This is a genomic window from Sulfuriferula sp. GW1 (genome assembly GCF_047300855.1).
Classification (GTDB): Bacteria; Pseudomonadota; Gammaproteobacteria; order Burkholderiales; family Sulfuriferulaceae; genus Sulfuriferula.
Genome location: NZ_CP170197.1, coordinates 2185931 through 2212126 on the forward strand (window position 1 = coordinate 2185931; position 26196 = coordinate 2212126).

The window sequence follows — 26196 nt, forward strand, 5'->3', positions numbered from 1 at the left end:
GGATTTTCATGATGCAGCGTTACCCGTTGCTCGTTGCAAGCCGCCTGCCTGGTGCGCACGATCGAAGCGCTTGATCAATGCATTGCCACCACGCACCATGGGCATTTCGAGTAAATAGTGCAGCACTATGCCGGCACCAGCTGCGACCACCACGTAAATGGCGAACACCGGGATCAGGTCCCGTGGATCCGCCGCAGACAGTCCCAGCTTGGCGACCACATGCCAGGAGATCGCAAAAGACAGCAAGTGGAACAGATAGATGGAATAGGAGGCATCGCCCAGCACGCGCAGGGACGGCAGATGGATGCCCTCAAAGGCAAATATGGCGCCCATCACGATGAATACCGCGGGTAATCCATGGACCAGGAACCCCGGGCCGGGAAGGTTCACCGCCATCATTACAAATCCTCCCAGCAGGGAAACCCACCACACCCATCGATAACGCGCGAGGCCGGCGGTGCTCAGATAACGCCATAGCGAAAAAAGCAGCATTCCGAACAGAAACTCGAATATGACGGACGATGTGTAAAAGCGCAGCGCTGCCGACTCGAACTGCCCATATCCCCCTACAATTCCCAACGCGGTGATAATGAACGCAGTCACCAGCAGCCTTTGGCTGCCGAACAGGATCGACAAGCCGAATATCACATAAAAGAACATTTCATAATTGATACTCCAGCCCGGCACCAGCGCTGGCCAGATCTCTCCAGGAAATTGCAAATTGAAGCGCGGCAAAAACAGAAAATCATTAATGAGCCGCGGGTCCGTCAATCCTATTTTAAATACGACCACTGATAACGGCAGGGCTATCCAGTAAAGCGGCACGATGCGAACCACGCGCTTCAACCAGAAACGTCTCATATCGGACAGGCGTTCGGACATCGTACCGCGCGACAACGGGGTCATATACACCATGATGAAACCACTGATGACAAAGAAAATATCCACGCCGGTACTGCCGAAGGTCGTCCAGCCCGACACATCGCCGAACACGTGCCGCACGTGATGAAACACCACCATCATCGCGGCAATCCCCCTCAGATACTGGATACCTTCTATCGTCGTTCGTTTAGCCATAATTTTCCTGCTCACCTGTCATCGCGCCGAGGTTATGCGTCAGCCGATAGCTGCAACATTGTGGTTCTATGCCTTTTCTCTTCACAGGGGTTCCCGGAGCTTCACCCCGTTCTTCCTGACGATATAAGCCGGCACTCCAACAACCGTGCAATCTGGCGGTACGTTCTTGACCACCACCGCGTTGGCACCCACTTTTGAATTGGCCCCGATAACAATATTCCCGATCACTTTCGCGCCAGCGTTAATGGTCACGTCATCCTTGATCACCGGGCGTCCGCTTTGATCCGCCCAGCCAATAGTGACCTGCTGGTTGATCCAGCAATTGCTCCCGATTGTTTCTGCGCTGATGATGGTTGCGAACCCATGCTGGATAAACAGGCCCGGGCCAATTTTTCCGGCCTGGATAAACAGGGTCGACATGGGCCTGCACAGCGGCCGGAAAAGCCTGCCCAACATGCCGGCGCGGTAATAAAACAGGTTCCGGAATTCCTCGTAGTAAGTCATCAAAAATAAAAATGCATATAAGTTTTTCTCTGCGGATGGTGTTTCCATATAAATCTTGGCCCATCGGGCCACATCGGCAGCAAGCACCGTCCTTTCCGACCCGAATTTCATTATCAGTGCGTGCGGGATAAGGCGTATGGAGCTCAACGGAAAAACAAGCCAAAAAAAAACTTTGTTCACCATCTTCCTGTCCGTCAGGCCGCCCGCATTCGGGAAGCGGGGACTTTGCACCTGACAAATCGGTCCAGCGCCGTCTGCAAACCCTCCCTGGCCTTTCGATGCAACTGGTCGTAGTCGACCGGCTTCACGCCGCGGCCATGCGCCATCCATTCATTGATCATCTGTGCCATCCGTTGCGGGTCATCGGTTGCAGTCAATGCGTCATCCAGATGATTGCTGAATGCGGTGGAAATAACCGGGATGCCAAACCGGAGGGCCTCCATCAGCTTGATCTGGAATCCGGACCCGTAACAGGTCGGATTGATGAAAAGACTCGCATCCCTGAAAACCTGTTCGTAATGGTCCCGGTCAAGCAGGCCTGAATAGTGCAACTGGCCATGCTCGCGCGCCAGGCTGGCCAGAAAGCCGTCCTGGTCGCGCCCGGTGAGCATGATGCGCACCTGGGGTGAAACATGCGGCAACACTTCGTTTGCGAACCAGCGCAGCGAAAGCACATTGGGTGGCCAGGCAGCATTGCTGGGTATGATTGCGTAAGGCTGTCCGGTGCGCACCTGAAGCGGTTCCGGCAAGGGTGGCGGAAATGCCGGCGGAACAACCACAAATAGCTGATTAGGCGCAATCTCGCGCAGCGCCTCGCAGTCGCGCCGGGAAAAACCCACGACCATGTCCGCTTCGCGCACGATACGGGCTTCGTGTTCACACATGCGCGACCGCTCCAGCTTGTGCATTAGCCCCTTTGCGAACGTGTAGTGCACGATGTCCGCCTCAACGTTATGGGCAAAATAGACACGCTTGTGATCCGCGCAAACATCCCACGCTATCGTGCTCGGAATGTTATCAAAGCACACCACATCGGGATTACAGGCATCCAGATATTGACGCATCTGCCGCTCCACCTGGCTGGCGCTGAATTGCCCAAAAAACCAGGGACCGCGATGCAGCAGGCTACCGAATCGGGCATGCAGTCGCCTGCGCAGGCGCAAACCGAGCGTTGCGTTCCGCTCGGGCCGCGCGATGGAGATTGGCTGGCATACCGCCCTCGCCGCTGGCGCAAGGCTGCCGATACCCTGACTGTTCCAGTCAACGTAGGCAATATCCAGTTCGGCCAGACCCTCCATCAATACCGCCCGATCGCGCGCGGCCACGCTTCCGCCCGAGTCCAGGGCGAGCGGCGATTCACTCAGTATCAGCAAGAGATTTAAGGGATAGGTAAGGTCAGTTGCTTGCATAAGCTTCCAGTTGTTCGATCAGGCACATCATGAAGACCGGCTCAGCCGGGCTGCCGCCGCACGCGGAGCAATACGTATAGTTCACGTAGCTGCGCGCGGGCAGTCAGCGCCAGAAAACCCACGTAGCCCAGACTACCGAGCACGCCCAGGACAACGAATCTGGAAAACAGGTTCAGATCCGCAATCATTCCCACATGCCGGCCCAATGTGATCAGGACCATTCCCAGTATGCACGCGGCAAGGAATCTCCAGATCCGCAAAAACATCGTCCACAGCGAAACCCCGACGATGCGCTGCACCAGGTAGAAACTGAGCGGCATTGCCACCAGCTGGCTGGCAACGTACACGTAAACGATAGACAGGAGATCGGGCTCGCGCATCAACCATAGCGAAACAAAGGTGGTCACCGTCTTGAATACCACGAACTTGAGGCCTATCGAAGGTTTTCCGATCGCATTGAAAAGCGTCCCGTTGTAGTACTCCACAACATGTAGGGCGCCCAGTAAAGCCATGGGCCTCAACACCTCTGCGCTACCCGCCCACTTATTCCCGAAAAACACGACAGTCACTTCCGGTGCTATGGCCGCCAGCAGGCAGAACACCGGTATGGCGACAGCTGCGGTCAGGGTGACCGCCTTGTAGTAGGCCTCTCTCAAGGCAACAGGATCATGAGCAAGGCGCGAGAATCCGTTAAGCGCGACATCGAGTATCGCTGCACTCAGCGCTTGCATAAGTGCCTGATAGATACGCACGCCAACCGAATAGATGCCGAGCGCAACCGGCCCCAAGGTTGCCGCCACAAATATCTCGACATAACGCGTATTGATAAAATCCAGCAGACTGGTACCGAGGCGATTCATGCCATAGCTGAGCAGTTCGCGCACGCCGGAAAAATCAAGATCAAACGAAAAACGCCACTGCGGTTGCGTCCACATCATGGCGGCTCCGATCACCGAACCCGTCAGCATTTGTATCACAAGACTCCAGGTACCCAGGCCGTGCAGTGCGCACACGATTCCCGTTATCCCGGATATCAGCGTAGCCACCAGTGCACTGATGGCGAGCCAGCGGTAGCGGAAATTCCTATGCAACATGGCCTGCTGACTGAAACAGGTTGCACTGATAATAATGACCAGACTGGCTACCCGCAGAACGTCTGTCAATTCAATTATTTTCAGGTATTCGGCTATCAGTGGCGACGCAAACCACAAGATTACGAATATCAATACAGCAAGGCCAAGGTTGATTAGAAACACCGTATTGAGCTGCTGTACCGTGATCTGCGCACGCTGCACGATAGCTTGGCTGAGTCCCTGATCAATGAATATTCCGACAAAGGACAGTACCACCATGGCCGCAGCAAATACGCCAAGCTGGTGTGGATCCAGCACTCGCGCCAATACCATGAACAAGAGCAAAGTCGCGAGCTTCACCCCCCAGCTCTGCAATATCGACCAGACGAGTCCGGACAGCACTTTACTGCGCAGGGAGTCGGTCATTGGTTCGCAACCTCGGACATGCTTCCTGCAAACGAAAGAAACAAATCATCTCCCGAATTTCCAGGAGTAGCCATCCATGCATGAACGGCATTCATTCGCAAGTAAACGGTGGAATATATACAGTACACAGTTAGTCCCGGTTCAACAGACTACCCACGATCTGGGCTCCTGTGCCCTGCAACATTTCCTGGATTTTCTTCACATCCTGATAGCGCGTTTTATGCCGGTTTGCCACCAGCAAACTACCGCCGGTCATCACAGCGAGACTGGCCGCTTCCGCATAATCGTTGAATGACGGCGTGTCAAATAACACCACATCGAAATTCTGCCCAATCAGTTCTATCAATTTACGCGTGCTTGAACGACCGATAATTTCGGCAGGATTGGGGACGATAGTGCCACTCGGTAGAATGGACAAACCCACGAGTGCCTTCACTGGAACAATGGCAGACATATCCACGCGGCCAGCCAGAACATTTGACAGTCCGACATGATTGTCCAGACAGAAAATTTTATGTTGCCGCGGGGCATGCATATTCGCATCCACCAGCAAGGTACGTTGACCCAGCTGGGAAAAAGACACTGCGAGATTGGCCGACAGGTAGCTGGTCCCCACCCCCGCCCCTGCCCCGATCACACTAAGGTTCTTTTGGCCGCACCCAAACCATCGGCTGATCAACTGATTGCGGACCATGCGCAATTTTTCTGCAGGCTCGGTATAAGGGCGATAGGCACATACCAGTTCCTCGCTAAACCCTCCTTCTCCGGGTAGCAAATAGGTGTAATCAAACTGACTGGCGATGGCGCGGCTGACGTCTTCTTCGGTAACCAGACCCAACCGCACTGCCGCTTCACCGAAACGCAACGATTCATCCGTTTGCAGCGCAAGCACTTTTGCCACGTCGGCTTGCTTGAGTTTGCCTGCCTGCAACAGCAATTTACCGATGACGTCATCAGGATTCGCAGGCAAAAAAGTCTGCGTCTTGCTAATAAATGGTTCGCGGGGAAGGGTCATGGAGGCGCTCCCTATCAGTTCGGCAATAATGAAGGTGGGGGAGTCAATCGCTTGTTTTTCCTGGGCAACTCAACTGATTTCAAAGTGATCAGTACCGGCACTCCCAGTGCCTGCATCAAATCTTCCTCGGAACGGACGCGCCGATCACGCATCTCCACCAGCCATGCAACCACAATCCCGAGCGTCGCACCGAAGACGATAGCCAAGGCCACATTCAGAATCAGGTTCGGACCAGATGGATAGCGTGGGGCAAGGGCCGGATTGAGGATGCTGACATCCGTTTGATTTGCCTGGCTCTCCATCCGCGTCTGGGTGGCACGTTGCAAAGCCTGATCGTAAGCTTTCTGGATGTTTACGACATCCTGAGTAAGCACGGCACCCTCGTCTCGCAGCTGCTTGAAAGCCATGATCTTCGCCTTTTGCGCCGCCACGGCAGCCTGCAACTCAGATTGCCTTTGCTGCGCAACATGCAGGCTAGTGGCGACGCTGGTCTGTGCGTTGCGAGTTTCCTGCGCGAGTTTTTGGCGCAGTGTATCCACTTCGGCCTGGACGCGTTGATAATCAGGATGATTGACGCCGAGGGTTTTGGATAGCTGATCACGCTTTGCCTCGGCTTTAAGCAAGTCGGATTTAATGGACTGGATGAGCGGGTTATTTATGACCTCTGCCAGTTGGTCGGTGGAACGGCTACTGCGTGACTGGCTCTCAAAGGTCTGATCCTGGGCAGCTACTAATTGATGGGATAGATCCGCCAATCGCTGTGTCTCCACGTCGAGACGTTCATCCACCGCCACAATACCTTTTTTGCGCTGATAATCCGACAGGCGTTTCTGAGCCAATTCCAGCTGGTCCCGAATATCCTTGATTTGCCCCGCGTACCATTTATTGGATTCAAGGGCCGGCCCGGTACGCATATCCAGATTAGTCTGGATGTATTCCTGAACAAAAGCATTGGCAATGAGTTGCGCAAACCTCGGGTCATCGGCTGTGTATGAAACGTTAAATACATTACTTTCCCGAGACAGTTTGACAGTCAGCGTCCTGAGCAAGATATCGGCTAACTGGTTAGCGTCTATCTTTGCCTTGGTATTGTGCAGCAATCGCTGGCGTACAAAGGGGTCCTGCGTCAGGTTGAGTTTATTCACCACTTTCAAAGCCACATTATGGCTACCCAGAATATCCGCCTGGGTAGCCATGTAACCTGACATGGCATCCGCCTGTACCGCCGCTCCAGTCAGGCCGTCCTTACCTTTTGGATCGACCACTACACTGGCTACAGCCGTATATTTTGGAGGCATCATTTTAGTGGCGATAACCGTCGCAATGACAGTAATGCCCAGGATGACAAACACAATCCATTTGCGTGCCCACAACAACCTTAAAAAGCTCATCGCATTCATAGTTTTCTCGCCGATTTAAAACAGGCTTTCCTTGACATAAACCACATCGTCCGGAAGCACTGGGTCTGTCAGCGAAGCATGCAGCGTGACCACCTTGCCATCCGGTCCACGCCTGCGTATCTGTACGCCTTTTTGCGTGCCGCGCTGAGTAATACCCCCACCCAGGGATATGGCCTGCATGACATTCATATTCTGCTCCAGGCGGAACGCACCGGGATGCTGAACTTCACCGTAGATATAGAAAACCGGCGCACGCGGCACATAGATAACATCGTCGGCCGCCACCTGCCGATTCAAATCGGCATTACCGCCCTGGAACAGGTCCGGGATATTGATCTTGGTTTCCTGAGTCTTTCCATCCTGCTTGTGCATCAGAATCAATGTGTCGGAACCCGCGAGGGTGACTCCTCCCGCCATGGCGAGCAGATCGGTCACTGTACTGGTGGATTCCAGTGGATATTTGCCAGGATGGTTCACCTGACCCAGCACCGAAACCTGTGTGCTTCGGTATTGCTTCACCACCAGGTTTACCTGGGCATTCTTGATGTAGCCGCCTTTCATGAGCGCCTGTCCAATCCGGTTTTGCGCAACGCTGGCTGTGTCGCCTGCCACATGAATCTCGCCCACCAGAGGAAAATTGATCTTGCCCTGTTCATCAATCCGGGCATCGATGTTTAGATCCGGATGCCCGTAAACCGTGACATGGACAACGTCCCCGCTGCCCAGAAGATAATCGCCCGCAACAGCAGGCATGGCCAGTGTTGTCATAACCAGAAACAGGAGATAGACGATTGCTTTCATAACTACTTTCCTTCTCTAAATTAAAACAAATCAATGTGAAAGCCGGCATTCCAGTTTTCAGCGCTTGGCATAACGACTAAAACTCACTGCGCAGACTGACCATGGCACTGTTATAGCGATAACTGGCCAAGGCCTGGTTGGAATTGCGCACGCCGTGTTCCAGCACCAGTCCGAGTTTGGTATTACGCAGTACCGCGTAATCCACTCCGGCTTGCAGGGTAGTAAGTTTGTCGCGTCGGGCTGGCGCTGAGGTCAGCACAAATCCGGGGTCGCCCGAATAATCGATGTTCACGTAGCTGAGCTTGGTGCGGAATGCGAGTTTCGAGGTGGCACGCCAGTTCGCACTGAGATCGGCACCCTGATTCAGGGAGTAGCTGGCCGTGTTTTCATCAACGGCACCAATATCACGGTATAGAGCCAGTTCCAGCAGCGTTTTGTCCGTGACGGACCAGTCTCCAGCCACGCGCCCGGTGAATCCGGAAAAATCGCGCTGCGGTACATCGGCGTAGGTGCGTCTGGTGTAGTTCAATCGTCCCAACAGCTTGGTCTTGCCAGTGGGCTCCCAGGTGGTAATCACGCCATGATCCCATTGCCTGTAGCCGTTATCCACGGGCGCCAGACCTACAATCTGGCGATTTGGATATTTACCGTTACTGACCTGGCTCGCCCATTCGATCAGCGTCCCTTTGGGGGTCTGGTACTGAAGCCCGGCAGTAGTCGTGTCCACAGTAGCGTTCAGAATTTTCCTGCTCGCCGCGCTGTTGTTCAATTCCGACCTGACCACTCCGGTTTTTAATTTCCAGCGGCTATCGAGCTTGACGTCACCGTGAAAATAACCCGATCTCATGGTAACCAGATTGCTGATCGGCTGGTTAATATTGGCAAAGCTGCCCTGGGTTGACGTATCCGTAATGCCCAGATCCCCCGACGCGATGCTTCCCAGCAGCCAGTCCCACTGCAACAGCGCGTCGCGGCCATCGTAGTCCAGCACATTGTAGGTGTTGTAATGGGTACGATTGACTTCAATATGACCCTTGATTGCCTGCCGGCTGAGGCGCCAATTCATGTTCATTCCGGCTCCCAACGTTTGATAGGATTCGGCCTTGTTGGTAGTCCCCAACTGGTTAATTGCCGCCTGGTCATTCTCCAAACGAAACAGGTTGCTGTCATAGTTATATACGCCACGCAGATACGGCGTGAAGGTATCTTCCGAATCCGCGCGCGCCGGAACAGTGGTTACAGCCACCATCACAAGCAAAGCAAGTTTTCCTCTCATGTTTATACCCTGCGTGTCAGTTACGTTTATAAATATCATCATAACGAACAATATCATCCTCACCCAGATAGGCACCGGATTGCACCTCGATCAGATGCAAAGGAATCTTGCCGGGGTTTTCCAGACGATGTTTACTTCCTAATGGGATGTAAGTGGACTGATTTTCACTCAGCATGATTTCATCTTCGCCGCGCACCACTTTCGCGGTACCCGAGACCACGATCCAGTGTTCCGCACGATGGTGATGCATTTGCAGCGATAGCTTTTCATCGGGCTTGACCATGATGCGCTTGACCTGAAATCGGTCACCGGCATCGATGCCCTCGTACCAACCCCATGGGCGATGAACACGGCTGTGATAGAGGTGCTCGCAACGCTTGTCGGTCTTGAGTTTGTCCACTATCTTCTTGACGTCTTGCACCCGGCTCTTGTGCGCAACCAGTACTGCGTCGACAGTTTCCACGATCACTAGGTCATCCACGCCCAATGCCACCACCAGACGCGATTCCGCGCGTACCAGATTGTTGCCTGCGCCTTCCAGCAAAACGTCGCCACGCGTCACATTCCCTGCTGCATCCTTGCTGCCTACTTCCCACAGCGCATCCCACGCTCCGATATCGTTCCAGCCGATATCGGCAGGCACGACTGCGGCCTTTTTGGTGTTTTCCATCACCGCGTAATCGACCGATTCCGAAGGACATGCAGCGAAGGTGGCTGGATCCAGACGGATGAAATCGAGATCGCTTCTGGCGGCTGCCACGGCGGCTTCACAGGCGCTGAGAATATCCGGACGAAAGAGGCGCAGCTCTGTCAGAAAATCCTTGGCACGGAACAGGAACATGCCGCTGTTCCAGTAGTATTCACCGCTATCCAGATAGGACTGGGCAGTCGCCAGGTCGGGCTTTTCCACAAAAGCCTGGACCCGATAGGTGCCATCCACGTCCGTCAGGGTTTCTCCTTTACGGATATAGCCGTAGCCGGTTTCCGGCGCTCTGGCAACAACACCAAAGGTAACCAGCAGGCCTTTTTCTGCCAGTAACGTAGCCTGGAGCACAGCGCGATGAAACGCTGCCTGGTCGCGAATCAAATGGTCGGCAGGCAATACCAGCATCATGCCCTCGGGTTCCCTGCGGATCACTTCCAGGGCAGCAATCGCTACCGCTGGCGCAGTATTACGTCCGACTGGTTCGAGAAAAATCGCACTGGGCTGAATCTGCAGTGCACGTAATTGCTCAGCGATCATGAAACGATGTTCGTCGTTGCAGATGACCAGCGGTGGCGCTGTATCCGGCAGGCTCGCCACACGGCTGACAGTTTCCTGAAATAAGCTATGTTCAGAGCACAACGGCAAAAGCTGCTTGGGTAGTGCAGCACGGGACAGCGGCCACAAGCGCGTACCAGAGCCGCCGGACAAAATAATTGGATAGAGCGCGTTGTGCATCATTGATTTCCTGAAGTTTTTACTGATCCAGTCATGATTAAAAAATCCGTTCCTTCAGCAAATCCTGCAGATAGCGACCATAGCCGTTTTTGCTCATCGGTTGCGCAAGCTGCTCCAGTTGCGCGGCATCGATAAAACCCTGGCGATAGGCGATTTCTTCCGGACAGGCGATTTTCAGACCCTGGCGTTTTTCTATGGTTTCGATAAACAGGGAAGCTTCCAGAAGCGATTCATGCGTTCCGGTATCCAGCCAGGCGTGACCACGTCCCATCACCTGTACATCCAATTCACCCCAGGCCAGGTATTGACTGTTTACATCGGTGATTTCCAGTTCGCCGCGCGGCGATGGCTTGAGCGCCTTGGCTACCTCCACTACACGATCGTCATAAAAATAGAGACCGGTAACGGCGTAGCGGGATTTAGGCTGGGACGGCTTTTCTTCCAGGCTGATCGCATGGCCCTCAGAGTCGAATTCGACTACACCATAACGCTCGGGATCTTTCACCGGGTAAGCAAAAACGGTAGCGCCTTGCGCTTTGCCATCGGCCAAACTGAGCCCAGCAGGCAGGTCATGGCCGTAAAAAATATTGTCGCCCAATACCAGCGCGCTGGGCGTTCCGTCGAGAAATGATTCACCGATGATAAAGGCCTGTGCCAGCCCATCCGGGGAAGCCTGTACGGCGTAACACAGATTCAATCCCCATTGACCTCCGTCCCCCAGCAAGTGTTCAAAACGCGGCGTATCCTGCGGTGTGGAAATCAGCAGAATATCCCGGATGCCGGACAGCATGAGCGTGGATAAAGGGTAATACACCATGGGCTTGTCATACACCGGCAGCAACTGCTTGGAGACTGCATGAGTGACCGGATAAAGTCGAGTGCCGGAACCGCCGGCAAGAATAATTCCTTTGCGTGTCATGCCATCGCCCGTTCGTTATAGTTGGTTTCCATCCACTGCCGATAGTCGCCACTCTGCACGTTTGCCACCCAGTGCTGGTTATCCAGGTACCAAGCTACCGTCTTGCGCATGCCACTCTCGAAAGTCTCCCGCGGAGACCAGCCCAGTTCCCGCTCGATCTTGCTGGCATCTATAGCGTAACGTTGATCATGGCCGGGACGGTCTGCCACGAAAGTGATGAGTTGTTCATGCGGCACCACTGGAGACCCGGTACTCATCTCATCGAGCAAAGTGCAGATGGTCTTGACTACCTGCAGATTGGTTTTCTCGTTACATCCACCAATATTGTAGGTTTCTCCAACTTTTCCGCGCTCCAGCACAGCCCGAATGGCTTCGCAATGGTCGGACACATAAAGCCAGTCGCGCACATTGCTGCCGTCTCCGTATATCGGTAGCGGCTTGCCGGCCAGGGCGTTATGAATCACCAGGGGAATGAGTTTTTCCGGGAACTGGTAAGGCCCGTAATTATTGGAACAATTGGTGGTCAGCACCGGCAGACCATAGGTGTGGTGATAGGCTCGTACCAGATGATCCGAAGCTGCCTTGGATGCAGAATACGGGCTGTTGGGTGCGTAAGCCGTGGTTTCGCTGAAAGCTGGATCAGGGGCACCGAGCGAACCGTATACTTCGTCGGTGGAGACATGCAGAAAACGAAAAGCCGTCTTGTTTGCATCATTCAGTCTGCTCCAGTAGGAACGCACCGCCTCCAGCAGATGGAAACTGCCCACCACATTGGTCTCGATGAATTCTGCCGGGCCAAGGATGGAGCGATCCACATGACTTTCCGCTGCGAAGTTAACCACCGCACGCGGTTGATAGTCTTGCAGCAGTTGACGTAACAATTCTGTATCGCCTATGTCGCCCTGGACAAACCGGTGACGCTCGTCCCCCTCCAGACTGGCCAGATTGGCGAGATTGCCCGCATAGGTCAGTTTGTCCAGATTGATCAGGGCTTCGCCGGATTGATTCAGCCAGTCAAGTATAAAGTTAGCGCCTATGAAACCTGCTCCGCCTGTGACTAATATCATTTTCTGCCTCGTTATTATTCGATTCGCCACTTTGTCGAAAACTGTTTTGAAGTTCCGCCCGCGCAGTTCATTGAATGACCGGCAGGCGTTTCTTGCCGCCATGCCAGAGACGCAAACCAACCAGCCCAAGGAGCGCTACAAGCATGGTCCAGACATCCACAGCCGGCTCGGCGGAGACACTTGATCTATCCTGTATCTGCGCGGCCGTCGCAGAGCTGGCAAAGCTTGAAAAAGCCGGGGTGCGATAGGACACCGCAACCACCTCTGGCGGGTGATTCCTGTTGGCGTTAGTTGCATTTGTCGTTGCTGCCGGCGAACTGGAAGCAGCGGTATCGCTTGGCAGCGAGCCAGCAAAAGCGGCCATTAGCAAAGCAACGGCTCCGATAAATTTATGTATTTTCAGTGACATAAGAAATTCATTTCCTGTAAAGGTCTATTTCAAATAAGCATTTTTCAGGCCAAGATCCGGGTTGAATACCCGAGCCAGCATTGCCTGATCAGTACGCGTGAGCATCTTTCAGAACCAGCTTCAGGGTTTTAAAAATAATGGTCAGATCCAGCCACAACGACCAGCTTTTCAAGTAAGCAATATCGTAAATTACCCGTCCTTCCATCTTGTCTATCGTGTCGGTCTCGCCTCGATAACCATTGATTTGAGCCCACCCGGTAATGCCGGGCTTGACCTTGTGCCGCCACATATAGCCATGAATCAGTTTGCGATAATGCTCGTTGTGTGCAATTGCGTGCGGGCGCGGCCCTACAATACTCATCGACCCCTGCAACACATTGAAAAATTGCGGCAATTCATCCAGTGAAGTCTTGCGCAAAATGGCACCAATCCGGGTCACACGTGCATCATTTTGGGTCGCCTGTGTGACAACATCGCTGTCCTCGCACACGCACATTGACCGAAATTTGTAGACCATGATTTCTTCACCATCCACTCCGTAGCGATGCTGTTTGAATATCACCGGACCCTTTGAAGTTGCCTTCACCAGAGCCGCGATAATGAGCATCAGCGGTGCTATTGCACATAAAATCAGACTGGCTGCCACGATATCGAAAGCACGTTTATGAACTGCGTTAATGCCGGTCAACGGCGTCTCGAATACCGAGATGACGGGAATACCATTGACGTTGTCCAGACGTGCCTGAACCAGATCGAACATGAACACATCAGGCACAAAATAGATCGATGCGGTGGTATCACGAAGAGAATTGACCAAATCGATCACACGAGGATGATTGAGGATCGGCAAGGTAATGTAGACCAGATCAATTTCATGCTCTGCAACATATTTCGCCACATCATCAATGCCGCCGAACACAACGTTTTTGAGTTCATTCTCGCAACGATCACCGGTCCGATCATCGAAAAAAGCCTCAACCTTGGTCATCAGGCTGCGTTGTTGATAAATCCTGTCAGCGAGCTTGTGACCCAGTTCATTTGCGCCGACAATTACCGAGCGTCGAACTGTACTGCCGTTACTGCGCAATATCTCGAGATAGGTGCGCACAAGCGAGTGCCCAAGGAATAGCAACACCGGCGTAATCAAGCCCCATAACAGCAGAACCCGTGGATTGTAGTCATCGACAATGCCGCTGAAAGACCCTATAGCAGTCAATATGACTATCACCAGGGTCCAGGCAATCAGCAGATTTCTGCCATGCTTAAAACTACCTATACCGCTAAGGCTGCATTCTTCAAAAAATTCGAATCCATCAAATACTTGTGAAGCAACCAGGAATGCCAGTATCCCCAGCAACAGGTACAGTCCGTCGAATTTCTGCTGCTCCACGACTACAGCAATAATTAATGAAAAGAAAATTACCAGAGGGTTGACTAAGCGTTTAGCCAAACTTAAGACTGGATGTTCATAGCCACCAAACATTCGGACCCTCACATTTGTATTGTTGTATTAACCAGCCTGTTCCCGAAAACAAAAACCGGGAAATTCACGCCAATTTTCCGGGTGTGCCGGAATGAGAAAGTACCCATGACTACGCGGCCAAGCAGTAACCTTTACATAAAAATAAAATTACCAAGCTTCGAAATTGCATGAGGATATAGCGAGGCTACCTCACAGTATGTGCGTTCTCGCACACAGAAAAATCAAGAAATGGAGCTCCTGTGTTTGCCTCCTGCGAATCGCCTGGAAAATTTCTAACCTTTCCTATCCAGATTCGATAAGCAAGAATCATGCAGCAAACACAGTCTTTTTCACTTCACCATGCGGTGCGCCGTATTCGCTCCAAGTATGCATTCATCACTTTGCACTATTGTTGCGCTTTGCCTTTGGCGGTTGATTTCCCTTTGTGATGGGATTTCACGGAGTGCTTGGTTTTGGCTCCGGCTTCTGTGGCTTGCTCATGTTCGCTACCCATTTCGTTCATGCGCTCATGCGCCCGCTCCATACCTTTAGTTGCTTCGGGAGACGTTTGGGAATTTTGATTGGCGCTGCCTTCCGTGCTCATATGACTTGAGCCACTCATGTTCGCGTCGACCGATCCCGCTGCGCGAGCTCCTGCTGCCGCAGGTGCCTCCATACCCGCATTGCCGCCCGCGCCTGCGCCAACATTTGCGCCCAGCCCGGCACCTACGCCCACGGCAGATGCGCTTCCTGCTACAGCAAAAATGGCAGCGCTGCCTAACAGATTACAAAATAGTTTTTTCATAGTGAGTGGATTCTGGTTAGTCATCAATTTGTTCATCCTTAATTTCTCCATAGGGTTGTCAATGCTTTATCTCGTGCAGATGGCGTAAGATTAAACTTGCCGCCAGTCACCTTAGCAAACCCTATGCCATTAATACAATTTCCATATTATTCATTGGCTTGTAAATTATTTCTGCGGCACGAGCAGTCGATTAATGTCTCTGATTCCAGACAGATTTATCACGAGAGATGGGCCAGGCGCGGAAACACCGGACCATTCAAAGAGAAAACCAGGACACTAAATCTGTGCAATTGAAATTGCCTGGAGCAAAAAGATCGCGGAAAGACCGCGGTTACTTGAATGGAAAGTGAAAGGGCTTATTTTGTCTCTTGTTGGAGACACTAAATCAATAATGTTTTTATTATTCGGAGAAAATCAGAAGCCTGGCGGCTTTTATCGATGTTGCTAAATGGCGACGCGAATCCTTTTCAGCATGAATGGCTGATATAGGCCGGCGATGTAAAGCGCCTCAGCGGTTCACACCGTATCAAGCGCAAACCCCATCCCGGGGTGAAATGCTTTGGGTCTACTGGATAAGCAAGTTCCGGGAAATCGATTGCCATCCAATTTACCCCCTTAATGAATTACCGGTTTTGCGCAAATTCGACCAGTTGAAACTCCCCGCTCCACTTGCCGCGCTGATAATCAATGAAAAGATATTTAGGCACGAACGCGGAAGATTTTTTAATCGGAAAATCGGTCAGTGGCGTTTCTCCTTCCCCCAGATCACTGATGCGGCAAGCCTTTGTCATCACGGGACGGAAACGTACTTTCATCTGCGGAGTGACGAATACAAATTTATCCGGATTGACGTCGCCTGGCCTGAACCGGACCGCTTTACGTATCAGGCAGCTAAACAACAGCTCCATTTCCACCAGCAGCGGTGAGTCCAGTTCATTCAGAGCATTTTCAGCTGCCCTGGTCCATTCAACCAGAATACTTTTTCCCAGAATTTCAATGGTCTCCCGCATGACAACCTCCTCTTTTAGGTGTTATGAAACCCCAGGCTGTAATCGTGTAGCAGCTTGATCGGCTCCCGCGTCCAGTCCAGGCAGCGAGCGTTTTAGAGCATCCAGGCAATCTCCATCGATCGCCGTGCCGCGCTCTTTTTCCATGATGGCAATGGCTTCCGGTATGGGTATCGGTCCGCGGTAGGGGCGGTCAGCGGTAATCGCATCAAAAATATCAGCGACCGTGATAATCCGGGTTTCGAGGGGGATGTGCGCGGCGATCAGCCCACGCGGATAGCCTTTACCATCAAGGCGTTCATGGTGCGCGCCAGCGACAAAAGACAATTCCGAAAAAATACGCATGCGCGCCAGAATTTGTTCAGAGTGCGCGGCATGCGATTTTACCTGCTCCCATTCATCTGCATCCAGCCTGCCCGGTTTATCCAGTACGGCATTACTCACACCCAGCTTGCCAATGTCATGCAACAGCGCACCCCGGCGCAGCCATCTCTGCCGCGCTACAGGGAGCCCCATGGCATTGGCCACAGCCAATGTATACGCAGCAACCCGGCTGCTATGCCCATAGGTATAAGGACTTTTCGCATCGATTACCTGGGCAAAGGCTTCGGCTATGGTATCCAGGCGGTCTTCATCAATCCTGATCACTCGGGATTCAGGCTCCAGCAGGCTGACTTTTTGCTGCAAGCCGTCATCGGTCAAACCGCTCCAGAAATCATGCTGTTTCTCGACCTCATTGAAAGCATTCACCACATCAGGATCAAACCATGAACCCGAACGTTTGCCGACTTCCTCCAGGGCAAGCGCTGCGCCGCCAGCGGAATGGAATACATCGATGACTTGCGACAGCAAAGCAATCCGTGCATTGAGGGGGATCTGTGTACCCGCCAGTCGCGCAGGTTTGCCGTGGCCGTTCCAGTGTTCGTCCAGACAGCGGATGCCTGCTGCCACCTCATCGTCGAAACCGAGCTGGCGAGCAATGCTGGCGCCCCGCTCACAACGCGTAGCTACCAGTTCGGTGGCGAACTCATTGCCATTCTGGGCCAGATTCATAATGCGGGTCACCCGCTCATGCAGAGATTTCCCAATTCCTGCATGGGAAAGTACGAATCGCCCCAGATGCATCAGACTGTCTGAATCGACCTGCTTGAAGTCGCGTTTGATCAGGCGTTCATCCGTACCGTAGAGCTCGAACAAACGCGCGGCATTACTGCTGCAACCCGCATCCTTGAGCAGAATGGTGTAATAGAGATGCGACAGCTCCTGGCTGTCCATACCCATGCGCTGGCCCACATGCATGCCAACCCAGCAGCTGCGCAGACTATGCCCGGCAGGCAAACCTTCAGTCAGATCAAGGGCATAGCTGAGCGAGCCGATAATCGCGGAAAGCGAAATCTGCTCGACGGCTGTTGATTGAAGCGCATAGATAGAACCCATAATATTGAGTTTCGGTTGTATTCCACAAAACTTTACCGGAAAACCGGCCTCTATCAGCGAGTGCCCGCTGCTCGCCCGGTTCGAAACTCAGCTGCAGCCGTTATACTCGCACCTGTTTTTAATTTTCAGCGTGCTGGATCCCATTCACTGCATCAGCATTTACATGAAGGAACATTTTCCATGAAAACCAGAGCCGCAGTCGCATGGAAGGCCGGACAACCCCTGACGATCGAGGAGGTGGAACTGGGTGGCCCACGTGCCGGCGAGGTGCTGGTGGAAATCAAGGCCACCGGTATTTGCCATACCGATTACTACACTTTGTCCGGCGCCGACCCGGAAGGCATTTTCCCGGCCATCCTCGGTCATGAGGGCGCCGGCGTGGTGGTGGACGTCGGCCCCGACGTCAAAAGCCTGAAGAAGGACGATCACGTCATCCCGCTGTACACACCGGAATGCCGGCAGTGCAAGTTCTGCCTGTCGCAGAAAACCAATCTGTGCCAGGCCATCCGCTCCACCCAGGGGCGCGGCCTGATGCCGGATGCGACCAGCCGGTTTTCCATCGACGGCAAACCCATTTTTCACTATATGGGCACCTCCACCTTTTCCAATTACATCGTGGTGCCGGAAATCGCGCTGGCAAAGATTCGCGCAGACGCGCCGTTCGACAAGGTGTGCTATATCGGTTGCGGCGTGACCACAGGCGTCGGTGCGGTGATTTTTACCGCCAAGGTCGAAGCCGGTGCGAATGTAGTGGTATTCGGCCTGGGCGGGATCGGGCTGAATGTGATCCAGGCCGCGCGCATGGTGGGCGCCAACAAGATCATCGGCGTCGACATCAACCCTGCACGCGAAGCAATGGCGCGCCAATTCGGCATGACCGATTTCGTGAACCCCAAGGAAGTGGACAACGTGGTGGATCGCATCATCGCGCTGACCGATGGCGGCGCCGATTACAGCTTTGAGTGCATCGGCAACGTCACTACCATGCGTCAGGCGCTGGAATGCTGCCACAAGGGCTGGGGTCAATCCATCATCATCGGCGTGGCCGCTGGCGGCGAGGAGATCAGCACGCGACCGTTCCAGCTGGTGACCGGACGGGTCTGGAAAGGCTCCGCATTCGGCGGCGCACGCGGGCGCACCGACGTACCCAAAATCGTCGACTGGTACATGGACGGCAAGCTCAATATCGACGATCTGATTACCCATCGCCTGACGCTGGATCAGATCAACGACGGCTTCGACCTGATGAAACGCGGCGAATCGATTCGTTCCGTTGTGATTTATTGAGACGCCGACCATGCTCGAATGCATCAGCGAACACGCCTGCTTCGGCGGCGTACAGGGTTTCTATCGCCACGACTCGGCTGCCATCGGTCTGCCGATGCGCTTCTCGGTGTATCAACCGCCGCAGGCCAAACAGCATCCGGTGCCGGTTCTGTTCTACCTGGCGGGGCTCACCTGCAGCGAGGAAACCTTCATGATCAAGGCCGGCGCGCAGCGCTTTGCCGCGCAGCACGGCATCATGCTGGTGGCGCCGGATACCAGCCCGCGCGATACCGGCATCACAGGCGCAACCGACCATTGGGATTTCGGCGAGGGCGCCGGGTTTTATCTGGATGCGACACAGGCGCCGTGGAACCAGCACTTCAACATGGACAGCTACATCACGCAGGAACTGCGCCGCCTGATCCTCGACGCATTCCCTGCGCAAGCTGACCGCATCGGCGTGTTCGGCCATTCCATGGGTGGCCATGGTGCGCTGGTTCTGGCACTGCGCAACCCGGATATCTATCGCTCGGTGTCGGCGTTTGCGCCCGTGGCTGCACCAGCGCAGTGTCCGTGGGGACAGAAAGCCTTCGCCCATTATCTCGGTGCCAACCAATCCGACTGGCAGCAATACGATGCCAGCGAACTGATGCAAAAACGCACCACACCCTTCCCGCACGGTATCCTGATCGACCAGGGGTTGAACGACAAATTTTTGCAGGAACAGCTGCTGCCGAATGAATTTGAAGCAGCGTGCGCAGTCGCACAACAGCCGCTTACCCTGCGCCGGCACGCCGGTTATGACCACAGCTATTACTTCATTGCCACTTTTATCGAAGACCACCTCGCGTTCCACCAGCGCATTCTCGGTGCATAACGCATGATCTCCTGGCTCAAACTGACCAGCTTCGGCGGCATCGTCGTGACCGCACCGGCAGCGGCCGCCATTACCGCCTGGCTGATGATGGGACGCGCCTGGCGGCTGGCTGGCTGGTGGTGCGTACTGTTTATCGGCGGCATGGCACTGGTCGTAGCAACGAAAATCGCATTCATCGGCTGGGGATTGGGTATCCAGGCGCTGGATTTTACCGGTATCAGCGGCCATGCCATGCGTGCAACGGCGGTGTATCCGGTATTGTTTTATCTGGTGATGCTGCGCAGCACACCATTGATGCGCATGCTGGGTGCAACGGTGGGATTGGGCATATCCATCGCCATCGACGTTTCGCGCGTGGTCATTCACGCACATTCGATTTCCGAAGCCGTGGCAGGCTTTGTGCTGGGCGGTTTGATCAGCATTGTTTTTCTGCGCAGCGCAGCTTCGCTCAAGGCCTTTCGGGTGAGCCGCTGGGCGCTGGTGGCCGGACTGCTGGCCGTGATTGCTTCATCCTATTTGAAACCGGTTCCTACCGAACGCTGGATCGAAGAGGTGGCGCTCGCAGTATCGGGGCACGATCAGCCGTTCACCCGTATCGGCTGGAAGCCGCGTTCCGCTAACTTTCAGTCGTATTAGCATCATTCCGCCCTGCGGTCGGTAATCCGATAGGCTTGTCCGCGGCGCATTCGGTAATGCTGCACAGTGCTGGCCGGATTCGGGAACTTTCTCTCCCGCGAGTTGTTCTCAAGGGTACCCGCCTTGGTTCGGACGCGAGGGTGCCTGAACCACTAATAAGTTAATAATGCCAAGCCGGAGCCTCATTGAATTTGACTTTTTTACTGCCGTTCCCCCGCTGTTGTGCGCCCGTGCTTTCCCGAACAGTCCCTCCTTCCTGGCGGGTTTCACGGCTCGCCTGTGTCGCTGGTTTTCTGTTCATCTGTCTGTCTGCGCCTGCGTCGGCCTTCGATTTTCAGGATGTCGCGCAACGTGCAAAACAACTTGCAAGTGAATCATTCAAGAAACCGGATGTTGCGTTGCCGCCTGAATTACGCGCGCTGGACTATGAACATTACCATCAGATCCGCTACAAGAAAGACCGCACGCTGTGGCACGACGCCAAAGTGCCTTTCAATGTGGATTTTTTTCCACCCGGCTGGCACTTCGACCAGCCGGTCAAGATCAACGAAGTCACGGCTCAGGGGGTGCGCGAAATTCGCTTCGACCCGAATGACTTCGACTACGGGACCAACAAGATTGACCCCGGCAAATTGCGTGGCCTCGGCTTCGCCGGATTTCGCGTGCGCTATCCCATCAATTCGGCCACCCACAAGGATGAAGTCCTGTCCTTCCTCGGTGCAAGCTACTTTCGCGCGCTCGGCAAGGGGCAACGTTATGGCCTGTCGGCACGCGGACTGGCGATTGACACTGCGCTGGGCACCGGCGAAGAATTTCCGCGCTTCGTGGAATTCTGGGTGTTGCGTCCGCAACCTTCAGACAAACAGCTGATCATCTACGGCCTGCTTGATTCGCCGCGCGCCACCGGCGCCTATCGCTTCGTGCTGCAACCGGGGGTTGATACGGTAATGGATGTGACCGCCCGCCTGTATCTGCGCAGCCCGGTCGGCAAGCTGGGTCTGGCGCCGCTGACCAGCATGTTTTACTTTGGCCGTGGACAACACCCGGACAGCGACGATTTCCGCCCGTCGGTACACGACTCTGACGGACTCTCGATCCATATGGGTAATGACGAATGGATATGGCGTCCGTTGAGCAACCCCAAGCGTCTGCTGGTTACCTCGTTTGGCACGACCAACCCGTTCGGCTTCGGGCTGATGCAGCGCGAACGCGACTTTTCCGATTACGAGGATCCGGTTTTGCGTTACGAACTTCGCCCCAGCGCGTGGGTTGAGCCCAAAGGCCAGTGGGGCGCCGGCCGCGTCGAGCTGGTGCAGATTCCCACCCCGGACGAGACCAACGACAACATCGTTGCCTACTGGGTGCCGGACAAGCAGCCCGCACCAAAAACTGGTTATGATTTCTCCTACCGCATATTGTGGCAGAAGAATAAAGCTACGCGACCACCCGAGTTGTGGGTGGCACAAACATTGCATGGCAGAGGCTATACGCATGCGCCTGACGGGAGCATCTCACTGGCGATCGATTTCGCAGGCAATCCGCCACCAGACACGAACACCGCCGAGTTGAAGCCCGAGGCAATGGTATCCGTCGATGCAAACGGCAAGCTTCTGGAGCAAAAACTGATCCGCAACGATGCCACGGGCGGGTGGCGCCTCTCCTTGCGTTTGCAAAGAATCGACGCGAATAAACCAGTGGAGTTGCGCGCTTCGTTGCGCAGCGATAACAAGGGGATATCCGAAACATGGAGCTACATCTTGCCACCCGATTGAAACACTGCTTTCCTGGCCAAAGTATTTGTGAACGCTATCTGGACCGTTTGCCTTTGGCGCAGGAACGGCGCTATGAGCTGCTCACCCAGGTAGCAGAACAATATCCATGCAACCCTCAGGAAGCCATGACGGGTTTGCATACTGCGCTCGCCGGCTCCGATCACCCTGTCGATACTGACACCCCCGCGCTTGCTTCGATCTGCAGCCGACTCGCCATCAACCACAAGACCCTGCCGCTAGCGCCCGAAACCATTGCCGGACCTGCTGTGCAAGCACAAATATGTTTACCCGCCAGTCCGACAATCAGGCGCAGCACCATGGCCCCGCTACATTGGCCACCCAAGCCCAGTTTGCGGCTGTTCAAGTCGCGCCAACTACGATTCAGTCAGGCTGGCAGCCATGAAGGAGAGCATCCGGCCCAGGCCGGAGCCGCGGCCCCTGGCGGCTGGCAAGCCGCCGCCACCCTGCGTCGCGTGGTATTGCTGGTATTGATCATTGCCCAGGTCTATTTTTCCACCAGCGCCATGGCAGCCGTGTTGCCCTATCATGGGCAGCAAGCGCTGGAAATTGCCATCCTGATCCTGTTCGCTATTTTGTCCGGCTGGGTTTCGGTTGGCTTCTGGACCGCCATGATGGGCTTTGTGCTGAAACTCGCGGGCGGCGATCGCTACGCGATTTCCGCCAGCAGCGCCGCCGATATGCCTATCGGCGATCAGGCGCGCACCGCGATCATCATGCCGATCTGCAACGAAAACGTGGCGCGTGTATTCGCCGGGTTGCGCGCCACCCATGAATCGCTGGCACGCAGCGGCGAGTTGCAGCACTTCGACTTCTTTATCCTCAGCGACAGCAGCAGCGCCGACAACCGCGTCGCCGAGGTCAATGCCTGGCTCGAGCTGTGCCGCGAGGTACAGGGTTTCGGACATGTGTTCTACCGCTGGCGCCAGCACCGGGTCAAGCGCAAGAGCGGCAATGTCGCCGATTTCTGCCGGCGCTGGGGCGCCAACTACCGCTACATGGTCGTGCTCGATGCCGACAGCGTGATGAGCGGCGAGTGCCTCATCAGTCTCGTGCGTTTGATGGAAGCCAACCCCGGTGCCGGCATCATCCAGTCCGCACCGCTGGTGGCCGGGCGCGATACCCTGTATGCGCGCATGCAGCAGTTCGCCAGCCGCGTGTACGGGCCGATCTTCGTGGCCGGGCTGCATTTCTGGCAACTGGGCGAATCGCATTACTGGGGACACAACGCAATCCTCCGCGTGGCGCCCTTCATGCGTCACTGCGCGCTGGGACGGCTGGCGGGGGGCGGCCCCCTGTCGGGCGAAATTCTCTCGCATGACTTCGTGGAAGCCGCGCTGATGCGGCGTGCCGGCTGGACCGTATGGATCGCCTATGACCTGCCCGGAAGTTACGAAGAAGTCCCTCCCAATCTGATCGATGAACTGAAGCGCGACCGGCGCTGGTGCCAGGGCAACCTGATGAACTTCCGGCTGCTCCTGGCAAATGGCGTGCACCCTGCGCACCGGGCGGTATTCATGACCGGGGCGGCTGCCTATGTGTCCGCTCCGCTGTGGTTCCTGTTCCTGCTCCTGTCCACCGCCCAGCTCGCCGTGCACGCCCTTGCAACGCCGGAATACTTCACCCAGCCGTTCCAGTTGTTTCCCATATGGCCGCAATGGGATCCGCAGCGCGCCATTGCGCTGTTTTCGGTCACCGCGGCGTTGCTTTTCCTGCCCAAAATACTCAGTGTCATGCTGATCTGGATTCAGGGTGCAAAGCATTTTGGCGGGCGGCTGCGTCTCGGTCTGAGCATGTTGATCGAGATAGTGTTTTCGGCGCTGCTGGCTCCAATCCGCATGCTGTTTCATACCAGTTTCGTGCTGGCGCCATTGCTGGGGCGAGGTGTCAAATGGAAATCGCCTCCGCGGGAAAATGCCGAAACCGGCTGGGGCGAAGCGCTGCGCCGTCACGGCTGGCATACGCTGCTGGGTCTGGTATGGGCTGGAGGCGTCTACTGGCTCAAGCCCTCCTACCTGCTATGGTTATTGCCTGTCGTCAGCGCGCTGATGCTCTCGATACCGATATCGGTATTCTCCAGTCGCGTGTCCCTGGGACAGCGCCTGCGCAGGACATGCCTTTTCCTGATTCCTGAAGAACTGAATCCCCCCGCAGAACTGCGCCAGACGCATGACTACGCCGCGCATGCCGATGCCCCGCCGGACTTCATTGATGCGGTCGTTGATCCGGCCACCAACGCCTTGATCTGCGCCACGGGCGTACCCCGTTTCCGGCAATTCCGCGTTGCAGAGAGCCGCGCAAGACTGTTGCAAAAAGCGCTCCGGGAAGGCCCGGCAGCGCTTGATGCAGGCCGCAGGATGCACTTGCTCAACGACCCCATCACGCTTTCGCGCCTGCACTTCGAAGTCTGGACTTCGGAGCTGGCGCATCCGGCATGGCGCAATACCCTTTCCCAAACGACCACGGACAACCCACCATGTTCCGACGCGATTTCCTTAAAGCCGGTGCTGCAGCGCTCGGCCTAGCTGCATTTCCACCGCTGAGCCGCGCTGCCGTAACGGGGGAGGCCCCGCTGAAAGTCCTGGGCGGGCGCCAGCATTTCGATTTTGCCGCGCTCAAGGGGCAAGCTCGCGCATTGGCCGGCAGCACCTATCATGCCCCCGGCGAGACACTTCCGGAGCGCGTACAGAAACTCGATTGGGACCAGTTCCAGGCGATCCGCTACCGCCCTGCCCATGCGTTGTGGGCAAAAGACCGCTTGCGTTTCCAGATACGATTTTTTCATCTGGGGCTGTTTTTCAAAACCCCGGTGCGCATGTATGAGGTGAATGACGGCCAGGCCCAGGAAATCGCCTATGACGCGGACATGTTCGATTATGGCAAGAGCGGGCTGCAGGGGACGCACTTGCCCAAAAATCTTGGCTTCGCCGGCTTCCAGCTGTTCTACCATACCGACGATAAACGCGACATCGCCGCCTTTCTGGGCGCGAGTTATTTCCGTGCCGTCGGGGCGGAGATGCAGTACGGCCAGTCGGCGCGCGGCCTGGCCATCGACAGCGGCATGGCGCGCAGCGAAGAGTTCCCGCGCTTCACCGCCTTCTGGTTTGAACGACCCGAACCGGAATCGGACATGCTTACGGTCTACGCGTTGATGGATTCCCCCAGCATTTCCGGCGCCTATCGTTTCGTCATTCATCCGGCAGCGCGGATGATCATGGATGTCGATGCCGCACTGTACCCACGCAAACCGATCGAGCGGCTGGGCGTGGCGCCGCTGACCAGCATGTTCCTTTACGGCGAGAACGATCATCGCATCAACAACGACTGGCGGCCGGAAATCCACGATACCGACGGACTGGCGATATGGAGCGGCAACGGCGAATGGATCTGGCGGCCGCTGACCAATCCGGCGAGCCTGCGTTTCAACGCCTACGCCGACGACAATCCGCGCGGCTTCGGCCTGCTCCAGCGCGACCGCAATTTCGACCACTACCAGGACGACGGCGCTTTCTACGAACGCCGCCCCAGCGTGTGGGTCGAGCCGCGCTCGAACTGGGGCAAGGGCTCGATACAGCTGATCGAATTACCGGCGGCGGACGAGACCTCGGACAACATCGTCGCGTTCTGGAATCCGGCCCAGCCCACGCAGGCCGGTCAGGAGTTGCTGTTCGCCTATCGCCTTTACTGGGGCGCGAAACCACCCTTCGCATCGCCGCTCGCCCGAGTGGTCGCCACCCGTACCGGACAGGGCGGCATTGTCGGGCAGAAGCGCAAATATTTTTCCTGGCGCTTCGTGATCGATTTCGCCGGCGGCGAACTGCCCATGCTCGGCAAAGATACGGCAGTCAAAGCGGTGATCACGGCTTCGCGTGGCAAAGTCGAGCTTACCTCGGTACGTCCACTTGAATCCATCCATGGATTGCGGGCAATGTTCGATCTGAAACCCACGGACACGTCGACGGAGCCGATCAATCTTCGACTGTATTTGCGCGCAGACGGCCAGGCATTAAGCGAGACCTGGCTGTACCAGTGGACACCACCACAGGTGCTGCCGCCCTTGTGATTCCATTCGGTGCATAAACAATTTCTGCTGAGACAG

22 protein-coding genes are annotated in these 26196 nt (G+C 55.3%); 6 read left to right on the forward strand and 16 right to left on the reverse strand.

All coding sequences use genetic code 11. The annotated features are described in order from the left end of the window. Window positions 1-6 precede the first annotated feature (6 nt). The 16 genes from ACFDAU_RS10700 to ACFDAU_RS10775 form a co-directional block, all read right to left on the reverse strand. Entirely contained in the window at window positions 7-1077 is a 1071-nt protein-coding gene (locus tag ACFDAU_RS10700) for an acyltransferase family protein (protein WP_413436918.1), read from the reverse strand. 81 nt (window positions 1078-1158) lie between these two features. After that, window positions 1159-1764: a serine O-acetyltransferase gene (locus ACFDAU_RS10705; protein WP_413436919.1), complete on the reverse strand. Its 606-nt coding sequence runs from the start codon at window positions 1762-1764 to the stop codon at window positions 1159-1161. Window positions 1765-1775: 11 nt separating this feature from the next. Next, window positions 1776-2990 carry a glycosyltransferase family 4 protein gene (locus tag ACFDAU_RS10710; protein ID WP_413436920.1) on the reverse strand — a complete coding sequence of 405 codons (1215 nt, stop codon included), beginning with the start codon at window positions 2988-2990 and terminating at the stop codon, window positions 1776-1778. 41 nt (window positions 2991-3031) lie between these two features. Beyond that, window positions 3032-4489, reverse strand: coding sequence for a lipopolysaccharide biosynthesis protein (locus tag ACFDAU_RS10715; RefSeq protein ID WP_413436921.1), 1458 nt, complete (start codon window positions 4487-4489; stop codon window positions 3032-3034). A 130-nt stretch (window positions 4490-4619) separates the two neighbouring features. Continuing rightward, window positions 4620-5504 (reverse strand): polysaccharide biosynthesis tyrosine autokinase, encoded by an 885-nt coding sequence (locus ACFDAU_RS10720; RefSeq protein ID WP_413436922.1) that lies wholly within the window; start codon window positions 5502-5504, stop codon window positions 4620-4622. A gap of 14 nt (window positions 5505-5518) precedes the next feature. Then, complete coding sequence (epsF, locus tag ACFDAU_RS10725) at window positions 5519-6904, reverse strand: chain length determinant protein EpsF (RefSeq protein WP_413436923.1); 1386 nt, start codon at window positions 6902-6904, stop codon at window positions 5519-5521. A gap of 15 nt (window positions 6905-6919) precedes the next feature. Continuing rightward, complete coding sequence (gene epsE, locus ACFDAU_RS10730) at window positions 6920-7705, reverse strand: polysaccharide export protein EpsE (protein ID WP_413436924.1); 786 nt, start codon at window positions 7703-7705, stop codon at window positions 6920-6922. 76 nt (window positions 7706-7781) lie between these two features. Then, entirely contained in the window at window positions 7782-8981 is a 1200-nt protein-coding gene (gene epsL / locus ACFDAU_RS10735) for an XrtB/PEP-CTERM-associated polysaccharide biosynthesis outer membrane protein EpsL (protein WP_413436925.1), read from the reverse strand. 16 nt (window positions 8982-8997) lie between these two features. Beyond that, window positions 8998-10422: a mannose-1-phosphate guanylyltransferase/mannose-6-phosphate isomerase gene (locus ACFDAU_RS10740; protein WP_413439538.1), complete on the reverse strand. Its 1425-nt coding sequence runs from the start codon at window positions 10420-10422 to the stop codon at window positions 8998-9000. A gap of 37 nt (window positions 10423-10459) precedes the next feature. Continuing rightward, window positions 10460-11341: a glucose-1-phosphate thymidylyltransferase RfbA gene (gene rfbA, locus ACFDAU_RS10745; protein WP_413436926.1), complete on the reverse strand. Its 882-nt coding sequence runs from the start codon at window positions 11339-11341 to the stop codon at window positions 10460-10462. Further along, window positions 11338-12408 (reverse strand): dTDP-glucose 4,6-dehydratase, encoded by a 1071-nt coding sequence (rfbB, locus tag ACFDAU_RS10750; protein ID WP_413436927.1) that lies wholly within the window; start codon window positions 12406-12408, stop codon window positions 11338-11340. Before rfbB ends, rfbA begins: the two co-directional genes overlap by 4 nt. 67 nt (window positions 12409-12475) lie before the next feature. Beyond that, window positions 12476-12817: a hypothetical protein gene (locus ACFDAU_RS10755; RefSeq protein ID WP_413436928.1), complete on the reverse strand. Its 342-nt coding sequence runs from the start codon at window positions 12815-12817 to the stop codon at window positions 12476-12478. An 88-nt stretch (window positions 12818-12905) separates the two neighbouring features. Continuing rightward, entirely contained in the window at window positions 12906-14300 is a 1395-nt protein-coding gene (locus ACFDAU_RS10760) for an undecaprenyl-phosphate glucose phosphotransferase (protein ID WP_413436929.1), read from the reverse strand. A 385-nt stretch (window positions 14301-14685) separates the two neighbouring features. Further along, complete coding sequence (locus ACFDAU_RS10765; protein WP_413436930.1) at window positions 14686-15120, reverse strand: hypothetical protein; 435 nt, start codon at window positions 15118-15120, stop codon at window positions 14686-14688. 587 nt (window positions 15121-15707) lie between these two features. Continuing rightward, window positions 15708-16094 carry a hypothetical protein gene (locus ACFDAU_RS10770; protein WP_413436931.1) on the reverse strand — a complete coding sequence of 129 codons (387 nt, stop codon included), beginning with the start codon at window positions 16092-16094 and terminating at the stop codon, window positions 15708-15710. A gap of 21 nt (window positions 16095-16115) precedes the next feature. Next, window positions 16116-17528: an HD-GYP domain-containing protein gene (locus ACFDAU_RS10775; protein ID WP_413436932.1), complete on the reverse strand. Its 1413-nt coding sequence runs from the start codon at window positions 17526-17528 to the stop codon at window positions 16116-16118. A 180-nt stretch (window positions 17529-17708) separates the two neighbouring features. On the opposite strand from ACFDAU_RS10775, the gene ACFDAU_RS10780 reads away from it, so the two are divergent. The 6 genes from ACFDAU_RS10780 (at window position 17709) to ACFDAU_RS10805 (ending at window position 26160) form a co-directional block, all read left to right on the forward strand. Beyond that, window positions 17709-18815, forward strand: coding sequence for an S-(hydroxymethyl)glutathione dehydrogenase/class III alcohol dehydrogenase (locus ACFDAU_RS10780; protein WP_413436933.1), 1107 nt, complete (start codon window positions 17709-17711; stop codon window positions 18813-18815). 10 nt (window positions 18816-18825) lie between these two features. After that, window positions 18826-19671, forward strand: coding sequence for an S-formylglutathione hydrolase (fghA, locus tag ACFDAU_RS10785; protein WP_413436934.1), 846 nt, complete (start codon window positions 18826-18828; stop codon window positions 19669-19671). Window positions 19672-19674: 3 nt separating this feature from the next. Beyond that, the gene (locus tag ACFDAU_RS10790; RefSeq protein WP_413436935.1) at window positions 19675-20307 is read left to right on the forward strand and encodes a phosphatase PAP2 family protein; all 633 of its coding nucleotides are present in this window, start codon (window positions 19675-19677) and stop codon (window positions 20305-20307) included. A gap of 230 nt (window positions 20308-20537) precedes the next feature. Continuing rightward, window positions 20538-22079, forward strand: coding sequence for a glucan biosynthesis protein G (locus ACFDAU_RS10795; protein WP_413436936.1), 1542 nt, complete (start codon window positions 20538-20540; stop codon window positions 22077-22079). Then, window positions 22052-24622 (forward strand): glucans biosynthesis glucosyltransferase MdoH, encoded by a 2571-nt coding sequence (gene mdoH / locus ACFDAU_RS10800; protein WP_413436937.1) that lies wholly within the window; start codon window positions 22052-22054, stop codon window positions 24620-24622. The genes ACFDAU_RS10795 and mdoH overlap by 28 nt, the downstream gene beginning before the upstream one ends. Next, window positions 24574-26160 (forward strand): glucan biosynthesis protein, encoded by a 1587-nt coding sequence (locus tag ACFDAU_RS10805; RefSeq protein WP_413436938.1) that lies wholly within the window; start codon window positions 24574-24576, stop codon window positions 26158-26160. The genes mdoH and ACFDAU_RS10805 overlap by 49 nt, the downstream gene beginning before the upstream one ends. Window positions 26161-26196 lie beyond the last annotated feature (36 nt).

Bases quoted from the DNA above. Each gene is read 5' to 3' on its own strand.
- ACFDAU_RS10700 (WP_413436918.1), bottom strand. From the start codon at position 1,077: ATGGCTAAACGAACGACGATAGAAGGTATCCAGTATCTGAGGGGGATT.
- ACFDAU_RS10705 (WP_413436919.1), bottom strand. From the start codon at position 1,764: ATGGTGAACAAAGTTTTTTTTTGGCTTGTTTTTCCGTTGAGCTCCATA.
- ACFDAU_RS10710 (WP_413436920.1), bottom strand. From the start codon at position 2,990: ATGCAAGCAACTGACCTTACCTATCCCTTAAATCTCTTGCTGATACTG.
- ACFDAU_RS10715 (WP_413436921.1), bottom strand. From the start codon at position 4,489: ATGACCGACTCCCTGCGCAGTAAAGTGCTGTCCGGACTCGTCTGGTCG.
- ACFDAU_RS10720 (WP_413436922.1), bottom strand. From the start codon at position 5,504: ATGACCCTTCCCCGCGAACCATTTATTAGCAAGACGCAGACTTTTTTG.
- epsF (WP_413436923.1), bottom strand. From the start codon at position 6,904: ATGAATGCGATGAGCTTTTTAAGGTTGTTGTGGGCACGCAAATGGATT.
- epsE (WP_413436924.1), bottom strand. From the start codon at position 7,705: ATGAAAGCAATCGTCTATCTCCTGTTTCTGGTTATGACAACACTGGCC.
- epsL (WP_413436925.1), bottom strand. From the start codon at position 8,981: ATGAGAGGAAAACTTGCTTTGCTTGTGATGGTGGCTGTAACCACTGTT.
- ACFDAU_RS10740 (WP_413439538.1), bottom strand. From the start codon at position 10,422: ATGCACAACGCGCTCTATCCAATTATTTTGTCCGGCGGCTCTGGTACG.
- rfbA (WP_413436926.1), bottom strand. From the start codon at position 11,341: ATGACACGCAAAGGAATTATTCTTGCCGGCGGTTCCGGCACTCGACTT.
- rfbB (WP_413436927.1), bottom strand. From the start codon at position 12,408: ATGATATTAGTCACAGGCGGAGCAGGTTTCATAGGCGCTAACTTTATA.
- ACFDAU_RS10755 (WP_413436928.1), bottom strand. From the start codon at position 12,817: ATGTCACTGAAAATACATAAATTTATCGGAGCCGTTGCTTTGCTAATG.
- ACFDAU_RS10760 (WP_413436929.1), bottom strand. From the start codon at position 14,300: ATGTTTGGTGGCTATGAACATCCAGTCTTAAGTTTGGCTAAACGCTTA.
- ACFDAU_RS10765 (WP_413436930.1), bottom strand. From the start codon at position 15,120: ATGAACAAATTGATGACTAACCAGAATCCACTCACTATGAAAAAACTA.
- ACFDAU_RS10770 (WP_413436931.1), bottom strand. From the start codon at position 16,094: ATGCGGGAGACCATTGAAATTCTGGGAAAAAGTATTCTGGTTGAATGG.
- ACFDAU_RS10775 (WP_413436932.1), bottom strand. From the start codon at position 17,528: ATGGGTTCTATCTATGCGCTTCAATCAACAGCCGTCGAGCAGATTTCG.
- ACFDAU_RS10780 (WP_413436933.1), top strand. From the start codon at position 17,709: ATGAAAACCAGAGCCGCAGTCGCATGGAAGGCCGGACAACCCCTGACG.
- fghA (WP_413436934.1), top strand. From the start codon at position 18,826: ATGCTCGAATGCATCAGCGAACACGCCTGCTTCGGCGGCGTACAGGGT.
- ACFDAU_RS10790 (WP_413436935.1), top strand. From the start codon at position 19,675: ATGATCTCCTGGCTCAAACTGACCAGCTTCGGCGGCATCGTCGTGACC.
- mdoH (WP_413436937.1), top strand. From the start codon at position 22,052: ATGGAGCTACATCTTGCCACCCGATTGAAACACTGCTTTCCTGGCCAA.
- ACFDAU_RS10805 (WP_413436938.1), top strand. From the start codon at position 24,574: ATGTTCCGACGCGATTTCCTTAAAGCCGGTGCTGCAGCGCTCGGCCTA.